Genomic DNA, 9,104 nt, shown 5'->3' with positions numbered 1-9,104 from the left:
TCAGCGCGTCGACGCTGCCGTCGTCAAATTTGGAGCCGTCCATCATTGCGCCCCCTCCTTCTCGTCGCCCGGCAGGATGTATTCAGCACCTTCCCACGGCGACATGAAATCAAACTGCCGGTATTCCTGCACCAGATTTACCGGCTCATAGACCACGCGCTTCTGCGCCTCGTCATAGCGGACCTCGGTATAGCCGGTGGTCGGGAAATCCTTGCGCAGCGGGTAGCCGCGGAAACCGTAGTCGGTCAGGATCCGGCGCAGGTCCGGGTGGCCCGAAAACAGGATGCCGAACATGTCGTAGACTTCCCGCTCGAACCAGTTGGCCGACGGGTGCACGTTCACGATCGAGGGCACAAGTTCCTCCTCGCGCACCGCGGTGCGCAGGCGGATGCGCTGGTTCCGGTACATCGACAGGAAATGATAGACGACATCAAAGCGCTTGGCCCGGTCCGGGTAGTCAACCGCAGTGATGTCCACCAGGGTCGAGAACTTGCAATTCTGGTCCGATTTCAGAAACTCCACCAGACCGGCAATATTGGAAGGCGTCACATCGATGTTCAGTTCGCCAAAGGAAATATCCCAGGCGACAACGCAATCGGGGCGTTTGGCTTCGATCTGCGCGCCGAGTTCTTTCAGTGCTTCAGTCATCTGCTCTCTCCCGCCTTAGCGTACAAGGGTGCCGGTGCGGCGGATCTTGCGCTGCAACTGCATCAAGCCGTACAGCAGCGCCTCGGCCGTCGGCGGGCAGCCGGGCACATAAACGTCCACCGGCACGACCCGGTCACAGCCGCGCACCACGGAATAGCTGTAGTGGTAATAGCCGCCGCCATTGGCGCAGGATCCCATCGAGATCACATAGCGCGGCTCTGGCATCTGGTCGTAGACCTTGCGCAGGGCCGGCGCCATCTTGTTGGTCAGGGTGCCCGCCACGATCATCACATCCGACTGGCGCGGCGAGGCGCGCGGCGCGATGCCGAAACGCTCGGCATCGTAGCGCGGCATCGAAGTGTGCATCATTTCGACCGCGCAGCAGGCCAGGCCGAATGTCATCCAATGCAGCGAACCGGTACGGGCCCAGTTGATGATGTCTTCTGCCGAGGTGAGCAGAAACCCCTTATCCTGCAATTCGGCATTGAGGGCCTGGGTGGCAACTTCCTTGTCCACACCGGCGGTGTTGGCTCCGGTCATCACTGCCATTCCAGCGCCCCTTTCTTCCATTCATAGGCAAAGCCGATGGTCAGCACGCCCAGGAACACCATCATCGACCAGAACCCTGTGTCGCTGATGTCCTTGAAACCGACGGCCCAGGGAAACAAAAAGGCGATTTCCAGGTCGAAAATGATGAAGAGAATCGACACCAGATAGAACCGGACATCGAATTTCATACGGGCATCATCAAAGGCATTGAAACCGCACTCATAGGCGCTGACTTTTTCCGGGTCCGGGTTGCGGACTGCCAGCACAACGGCTGCAAGGATAAGGACAATGCCCAAACCTGCCGCAACGGCCAGGAAAACCAGGATCGGCAGGTATTCCCTCAACATCTCTTCCAAGAGCAGCTCCTTTTCCCGGCGGTTTCCCGCGCGACGTCAATTGGCGTGTTGATTTGCCCTGTGCATACCCCTCCGCCCCCACAGCGTCAACTAAAGCAAAGTTAATCTACAAGGGTTTGTGACAGGAAACGGCACCGCCGCGGCACGCGCGTAATTCCTTAGTTGTTTCATAAGGAAAACGGCCGCGGAGGAAACCGCGGCCGCAGCCAAAAGATGCATCATTTTTGCCGGTTTTTCAGCCCTGCCAGACGGGTTTGCGCTTTTCAAAGAATGCGCTGATGCCCTCCTGCGCCTCGTCGCCTTCCCAGCGCGCAACGAGCGCCTTGATTGTATGATCAATCACAGCGTCATCGAGTTGCGGCCCCAGATCACGGGCGAGCTTTTTGGCGGCGGCGACGGCGCCGGGCGCACAGTTCAGATAGGGTGCGACCTCCGCTTCGACCGCCTCCGCCAGCTGGTCTGCGGGCACGGCTTTCGCCAGCAGCCCCAGCTCCACCGCCTCAGCAGCGCCGAACAGACGGGCCGACATGAACACGCGCCGCGCTTTGGCTTCGCCCATGCGGGCAATGACATAAGGGCCGATGGTGGCGGGAATCAGTCCCAGCCTGGTCTCGGTCAGGCCCATCTTCAAGTGATCCGCGCCGATGGCAACGTCGCAAACCGAGGCCATTCCGACACCGCCGCCAAAGGCATTGCCCTGCACCGCGCCGATCACCGGTTTGGCCAGGGTATTGAGCGCCATCAGCATCTCCGCCAGCACCCGCGCCTCGCGCGCGCGGGTTTCCGCATCCGCATCCATCTGCGCCCGCATCCAGCCCAGATCGCCGCCGGCGCAGAAACTCTTGCCGGCACCGGTCAGCACCACCACACGGACGGTCGCGTCCTCGTTCAGCCGCCGGGCCGCCAGAATCAGCTCCTGCAGCATCTGTCCGGACATCGCATTGTGCTTTTCAGGACGGTTCAGGCTCAGGGTGCAGACGCCACGGGCGTCGGTGTTCAGGGTGATCGTTTCGAACATCTTGCTTCTCCGCTGGAATTTCACTGCCGGCTGCGCATTGACCGGGCCATAAGTGCAGCCTCTGCCAGCACATCCGCGTCCAGACCGGTGTCATAGCCAAGGTCTGTCAAACGCCTGTGAACTGCCTCAGTGGCGACATTGCCCGCGGCGCCCGGCGCATATGGGCAGCCGCCCAATCCGCCAACAGCGGCATCGAAAACCCGCACGCCCTGATCCAGCGATGCCTCGATATTGTCGAGCGCCCGGCCGGAGGTGTCGTGATAATGGCCCGCCAAATTCTCTGCAGGCACCCGTGCTGAGACAGCTTTCAGCATCGCCGTAATCGCGTCCGGCGTGCCCTGCCCGATGGTATCCCCCAGCGAGATCTCATAGCAGCCCAAGGCAAACAGGCGCTCAGCCACTTCAGCAACTTTCTGCGGTGCGGTGACCCCGTCAAAGGGGCAATCGGTCACACAGGAAACATAGCCGCGCACCGGCAGGCCGATTTCCTTTGCGGCCTCCAGAATGGGCAGAAAGCGCGTGATGCTTTCCTTGATTGTTGCGTTGATGTTGGCCTTGGAAAACCCCTCAGAGGCCGAGGCGAACACCGCAATCTCGTCCGCCTTTGCAGCAACGGCATCCTGGTAACCGCGCATGTTGGGCGTCAAAGCTGCATACCGCACGCCGGGCGCGCGGGCGATGCCTGCCAGCACCTCGGCGCTTCCCGCCATCTGCGGCACCCATTTCGGCGACACAAAGCTGGCCACCTCAATCCGCGAAAACCCGGCCCGGCTCAGGCAATCGGCCAGCGCCACCTTCTCCGCCACCGGGATTTCGCGCTTCTCGTTCTGCAGCCCGTCCCGCGGACCAACCTCAAATATCTCGGCACGCTCAGCCATTACCGGGCCTCCTGCTTCTTTCTGGTCCCAAGTACTCAAATTCCAACAGCTGCCGCGCGCGCACGGTCAGCCGTCCCCCTCCTCTTCCAGACGCACCAGCGCAGCCCCGGCTTCGACCTGATCACCGCTCGAGGCCAGCACTTCTGCCACCACTCCGTCGCGGGCGGCCAGCAGTGAATGCTCCATCTTCATCGCCTCCAGAATAGCAAGCCGGTCGCCCTCCTTCACCGATTGGCCGGCTTTGGCAAAGACCGCCTTGACCAGCCCCGGCATCGGCGCCTCGATCACATTGCTGTCGCCGCCGGCCGCCGCATCGCGGTCCAGCGGATCAATCGCGGTGAACTCCAGCCCATAGGCATCATGCACGGTGATCAGGCCCCCCGACTGCGACACCGCAGGCATCCGGCGCTCGTCAATGCGCCACTGGCCCTGGCTGCGCTCAGCCGCAACGGTTTCTCCGCCGATGGTCCACAGTTGCCTGTCCGGCCCGTCGACTTGAACATCCGCAGTGAATTCTTCGCCGGCGCGGGACAGGGTAACGGCCCGATGCAGCGGCGCCCAGAGGGTGAAGCCGGTGTCCGGAGAAGCCTCCACCAGGTCCAGCGCCACCATGCCGGCGGCCGCCTTGTGGCGCAGCTCCACCTCCGGTGCCGCGGTCAGCGCGTCCAGATCGCGCGCGATCAGGCCGGTGTCCACGTCGCCGTTTGCAAAGCCCTGATGCGCCGCCAGCGCGCCGAGGAAAGCCAGGTTGGTGACGGTGCCGCCGACCTCGGTTTCCTCCAGCGCCCGGGCCAGCCGCGACAGCGCCACCTTGCGGGTGGAGCCATGCACGATCACCTTGGCAATCATCGGATCATACCAGGGGCTGATGGCGTCGCCTGCCCGCACGCCGCTGTCGGCGCGGCATTCGGCCGGGAAAGACAAATGGGTAAGCGTACCGGTGGCCGGAAGAAAGCCCTTGGGCACGTCCTCCGCATAAAGCCGCGCCTCAAACGCGTGGCCGGTGATTGTCAGGTCTTCCTGCCGGGCAGGCAGGCGTTCACCTGAGGCGACCCGCAGCTGCCACTCCACCAGATCGACACCGGTGATCAATTCGGTCACCGGATGTTCCACCTGCAGGCGGGTGTTCATTTCCATGAACCAGAAGCCGTCGCTGCGCAGGCCGTCCGAGCCATCGACGATGAATTCGACGGTGCCTGCGCCCTTGTACCCGATCGCCTCAGCCGCGCGCACGCCGGCCCGGCCCATTGCTTTGCGCATCTCCGCCGTCATGCCCGGTGCAGGGGCTTCCTCAATCACCTTCTGGTGACGGCGCTGAAGCGAACAGTCGCGTTCGAACAGATGCACCGCATGGGTGCCATCGCCAAAAACCTGCACCTCGATATGGCGGGGCTGCTGGATGTATTTCTCGATCAGCACATCCGGGTTGCCAAAGGCCGTGGTGGCCTCGCCTTGCGCGCTTTTCAGGGCATCTGCGAATTCCGCCGGGCTCTCGACCAGCCGCATCCCCTTGCCGCCGCCGCCGGCCACGGCCTTAATCAGCACCGGATACCCGATCTTGCCCGCTTCTTCCTGCAGAAAGCCGGCGTCCTGATTGGTGCCGTGATAGCCGGGCACCACCGGCACGCCGGCCTCTTCCATCAGCGCCTTGGCCGCATCCTTGAGGCCCATCTTGCGGATCGCATCTGCGGACGGGCCGATAAAGGTGAGGCCTGCAGCCTCGACCGCATCAACGAATTTCGGGTTTTCGGACAGGAAGCCGTAACCGGGGTGGATGGCCTGGGCGCCGGTTTGCTGCGCCACCCGGATAATTTCGTCGCCGCGAAGGTAACTGTCCGCGGGGGCCGGGCCGCCGATATGCACCGCCTCATCTGCCAGGACCACATGTTTCGAGGCTGCATCGGCATCGGAATACACCGCCACTGTCCGCACGCCCATGGCGCGGGCGGTTTCCATCACGCGGCAGGCGATTTCGCCGCGGTTGGCAATCAGGATCTTGTCAAACATGGGGTTGGTCCTTTGTCTGGATCGCCGGACCGGGGGCGCTGCCCCCGGACCCCCGGAGTATTTTGCGAAAGATGAAAGCCCGGCGGCTTACATCCGGAAAACGCCGAATTTGGTCTCTTCCACCGGGGCATTCAGGGCGGCGCTGAGCGACAGCGCCAGCACGTCGCGGGATTTGCGCGGGTCAATGATGCCGTCATCCCACAGCCGTGCCGAAGCATAAAGCGGGTGGCTCTGCTCCTCGAACATGTCGATGGTGGGCTGTTTGAATGCAGCTTCCTCCTCAGCGCTCCAGCTGCCGCCCTGGCGTTCGATGGCGTCGCGTTTCACCGTCGCCAGCACGCCCGCTGCCTGCTCGCCGCCCATTACCGAGATGCGGGAGTTGGGCCAGGTCCACAGGAACCGCGGCTGGTAGGCGCGGCCCGACATGCCGTAATTACCGGCACCAAAAGAGCCGCCGACCAGCATCGTCACCTTGGGCACGTTGGTGGTGGCAACCGCCGTCACCATCTTGGCGCCGTGGCGGGCGATGCCTTCGTTTTCATATTAACGGCCGACCATGAAGCCGGTGATGTTCTGCAGGAAGACCAGCGGGATCTTGCGCTGGCTGCACAGCTCGACAAAATGCGCGCCCTTCTGCGCCGCCTCCGAAAACAGCACGCCGTTGTTGGCAATGATGCCGATCGGGCAGCCCTTGAGGTGGGCAAAACCGGTGACCAGCGTTTCGCCGAAGCGCGGTTTGAACTCGTCAAAGCGGGAGCCGTCGACCAGCCGCGCGATCACCTCGCGGATGTCGTAGGGCGTGCGCAGGTCGCCGGGCACCACACCGAGGATTTCCTCGGGGTCATAGGCGGGCTCCTCGGAGCTGGCCCAGTTTACCGTCAGCGGCTTGGTGATGTTGAGCGATTGCACCGCGCGCCGGGCCAGCGCCAGCGCGTGGGCATCGTCTTCGGCCAGGTAGTCGGCCACCCCGGAGAGGCGCGTGTGCACGTCGCCGCCGCCCAGGTCCTCGGCGCTGACGACCTCGCCGGTTGCCGCCTTCACCAGCGGCGGGCCCGCGAGGAAGATGGTACCCTGCTCCTTGACGATGATGGTGACGTCCGACATCGCCGGCACATAGGCGCCGCCCGCGGTGCAGGAGCCCATGACCACGGCAATCTGGGGAATGCCCTTGGCCGACATCCGCGCCTGATTGTAGAAGATCCGCCCAAAGTGGTCGCGGTCGGGGAAAACCTCGTCCTGGTTCGGCAGGTTGGCACCGCCGGAGTCGACCAGGTAGATGCAGGGGAGGCGGTTCTCCTCGGCAATTTCCTGCGCGCGCAGGTGTTTCTTGACCGTCATCGGATAGTAGGTGCCGCCCTTCACGGTGGCGTCGTTGCAGACCACCATGACTTCTTGGCCCTCGACCCGGCCGATGCCCGCCACCACGCCGGCGCTGGGGGCGGCGCCGTCATACATGGCATGCGCTGCGGTGGCGCCGATCTCCAGAAAGGGCGAGCCCGGATCCAGCAGGTTTGCCACCCGGCGGCGCGGCAGCATCTTGCCGCGGCTTTCATGCCGGGCGCGGGATTTCTCGCCGCCGCCCATGCGCGCGGCCTCGGCCGCCTCGCTGATCTGCGCAAGGGCCGTCAGATGCGCCTCGCGGTTCTGCTTGAAGCCTTCCGAGGAGGGCATCGCCTTGGATGTGAGTTTCATGTCCACTCTCCCGTTATAGGGTTGAGATCTTTAGGTCCGGTTGGCGCCGCGCACGCCGGGTATGCAACACCTCGGGTCATTGTTCAGCCTCCTCCGCCGCCCGCGCCTTCAGCGCCTTGCGGATCACCTTGCCGGTCACGGTCATCGGCAGCGCCTCAAGGAAGGCCACTTCACGCGGATAGGAATACTGCGCGAGGCGGTCCTTGACGTAGTCCTGCAACTCCTGCTCCGAGGCCGCGGCCCCGTCTTTCAGCACCACATAGGCCTTGACGATTTCAGTACGGAGCGGATCGGGCTTGCCGACCACGCCCACGGTGGCCACCGCCGGGTGGGTCAGCAGGCAATCCTCAATCTCCGCCGGGCCGATGCGGTAGCCGGCCGAGGTGATCACATCATCCTCGCGGCCCACAAAGCGCAGGTAGCCGCTCTCCCAGATGCCGCGGTCGCCGGTCAGCAGCCAGTCGCCGCGGAACTTGGCGGCGGTTTCTTCGGGGCGGTTCCAGTATTCCAGCAGCATCGAGGCCGAGCCGCGGCGGATGGCAACGTCGCCCTCGCCCGCTGCGGGGTTGCCGTCTTCGCCGATCACCGCCACTTCATGCCCCGGAACCGCTTTGCCGATGCAGCCCGGACGCGGTTCGAAACCGGCAGCGCAGGAAGAGGCCACCATGTTGCATTCGGTCTGGCCGTAGAATTCGTTGATGGTCACGCCCAAGCGGCGCCGGCCCCAGGCGAGCATCTCCGCGCCCAGGGGCTCTCCGCCGCTGGCAACAGAACGCAGTCCGCCGAGCCCCTGCCCGGCTGCCTTCAGCATTCTCAAGGCAGTTGGCGGGAAGAAGATGTTGCGCACCCCGGCCTTGGCGATCAGATCGGCGCAAGCTTCCGGCGTAAATTTGTCCAGCCGCGCCGCAACCACTGGCACGCCCAGCGCAAGGCCCGGTATCAGCACGTCGAACAATCCGCCAATCCAGGCCCAGTCCGCGGGCGTCCACAGCACGTCGCCCTGCTGCCCGAGGTAATCATGGCTGATGGCAACGCCTGGCAGGTGGCCGGTCAGCACCCGGTGGCCGTGCAGCGCGCCCTTGGGGCTTCCGGTGGTGCCGGAGGTATAGATCAGCACAGCAGGCGTATCAGGCGCAGTCTCGGCAAAGGGCACCGGCGCGCCGTCCATTCCGGCGCTATCGACCATCACCGCATCGGCCAGATCGCCCAGCAGTTCCGCGCCTTCGGGGTCCGTAAAGACAAAGCGCACGCCGGCATCGCCTGCGCGGGACGCCAGCGCATCGCGTTTGAACAGCTTGAACAGCGGCACCGAGATGCCGCCCGCCTTCCAGATAGCCAGATGCGCCGCCGCGCACCAGGGCGACTGGCTGAGCAGCACCCCGACCCGGTCGCCCGGCTGGATACGGGTCAGCAGGCAGCGGGTCAGGCCATCCACCATCCCAGACAATTCGCCATAGGAAATGTCGCGCCGCTCCGCGCCCGTCATGTCGATCAGCGCGGTCTGTTCCGGCGGGCGGGACAGGCACTGGCGGGCCATGTTCAGCTGTGCCGGCAGATCCCAGCTGCCGTCAGGGCGCAGGCCCGGAATATCTTGCGGTTCAGCCATCATAGCTCCATTCCCTGCACCGAACGCGGACAGATCTGCCCCGGGACCGTGCGCTGCTGCCGGCCCCGTGGATCACATGGTCCCCATCAGCTCGCGGCCGATCAGCATGCGGCGGATTTCCGAAGTGCCGGCACCGATTTCCATCAGCTTGGCATCGCGGAAGATACGGCCGACCGGATTGTCGGACAGATAGCCTGCACCGCCAAAGGCCTGCACCGCCTGATGCGCCTGGGTCATTGCGACCTCGGACGAATACAGGCAGCAGGCCGCCGCATCCTGGCGCGTCACCGTGCCCTTGTCGCAGGACTTGGCCACTTCATAGACATAAGCCCGCGCCGAGTTCATCGCCG

General features: G+C 64.2%; 8 protein-coding genes and 1 pseudogene. All 9 read right to left on the bottom strand.

Going from position 1 to position 9,104, the window contains the following annotated elements; translation table 11 throughout:
- Positions 1 to 42: 42 nt before the first annotated feature.
- Positions 43 to 648, bottom strand: a complete 606-nt coding sequence (locus VOI29_RS19365; RefSeq protein WP_323782492.1) for an NADH-quinone oxidoreductase subunit C — start codon at positions 646 to 648, stop codon at positions 43 to 45.
- A 15-nt stretch (positions 649 to 663) separates the two neighbouring features.
- Positions 664 to 1,197, bottom strand: coding sequence for an NADH-quinone oxidoreductase subunit B family protein (locus tag VOI29_RS19360; protein ID WP_323782489.1), 534 nt, complete (start codon positions 1,195 to 1,197; stop codon positions 664 to 666).
- Positions 1,188 to 1,553: an NADH-quinone oxidoreductase subunit A gene (locus VOI29_RS19355; RefSeq protein ID WP_024090668.1), complete on the bottom strand. Its 366-nt coding sequence runs from the start codon at positions 1,551 to 1,553 to the stop codon at positions 1,188 to 1,190. Before VOI29_RS19355 ends, VOI29_RS19360 begins: the two co-directional genes overlap by 10 nt.
- A gap of 235 nt (positions 1,554 to 1,788) precedes the next feature.
- On the bottom strand, positions 1,789 to 2,571 hold the full coding sequence (locus tag VOI29_RS19350) for a crotonase/enoyl-CoA hydratase family protein (RefSeq protein WP_323782481.1): 783 nt from the start codon (positions 2,569 to 2,571) through the stop codon (positions 1,789 to 1,791).
- Positions 2,572 to 2,591: 20 nt separating this feature from the next.
- Positions 2,592 to 3,449, bottom strand: a complete 858-nt coding sequence (locus VOI29_RS19345; RefSeq protein ID WP_323782478.1) for a hydroxymethylglutaryl-CoA lyase — start codon at positions 3,447 to 3,449, stop codon at positions 2,592 to 2,594.
- A gap of 66 nt (positions 3,450 to 3,515) precedes the next feature.
- The gene (locus VOI29_RS19340) at positions 3,516 to 5,456 is read right to left on the bottom strand and encodes an acetyl/propionyl/methylcrotonyl-CoA carboxylase subunit alpha (RefSeq protein WP_323782475.1); all 1,941 of its coding nucleotides are present in this window, start codon (positions 5,454 to 5,456) and stop codon (positions 3,516 to 3,518) included.
- Between the two features lie 87 nt (positions 5,457 to 5,543).
- Positions 5,544 to 7,148, bottom strand: a pseudogene (locus VOI29_RS19335) (carboxyl transferase domain-containing protein).
- 76 nt (positions 7,149 to 7,224) lie between these two features.
- Positions 7,225 to 8,754, bottom strand: a complete 1,530-nt coding sequence (locus tag VOI29_RS19330; RefSeq protein ID WP_323782472.1) for an AMP-binding protein — start codon at positions 8,752 to 8,754, stop codon at positions 7,225 to 7,227.
- A 72-nt stretch (positions 8,755 to 8,826) separates the two neighbouring features.
- On the bottom strand, positions 8,827 to 9,104 hold a 278-nt coding region (locus VOI29_RS19325; RefSeq protein ID WP_323782469.1), incomplete at its 5' end, for an acyl-CoA dehydrogenase family protein.

Source organism: Leisingera sp. (assembly GCF_034669605.1).
In the GTDB taxonomy this organism is placed as follows: domain Bacteria; phylum Pseudomonadota; class Alphaproteobacteria; order Rhodobacterales; family Rhodobacteraceae; genus Leisingera.
The sequence above is the reverse complement of the archived record's forward strand: the minus strand, read 5'-3'. Positions and strand labels throughout refer to the sequence as shown.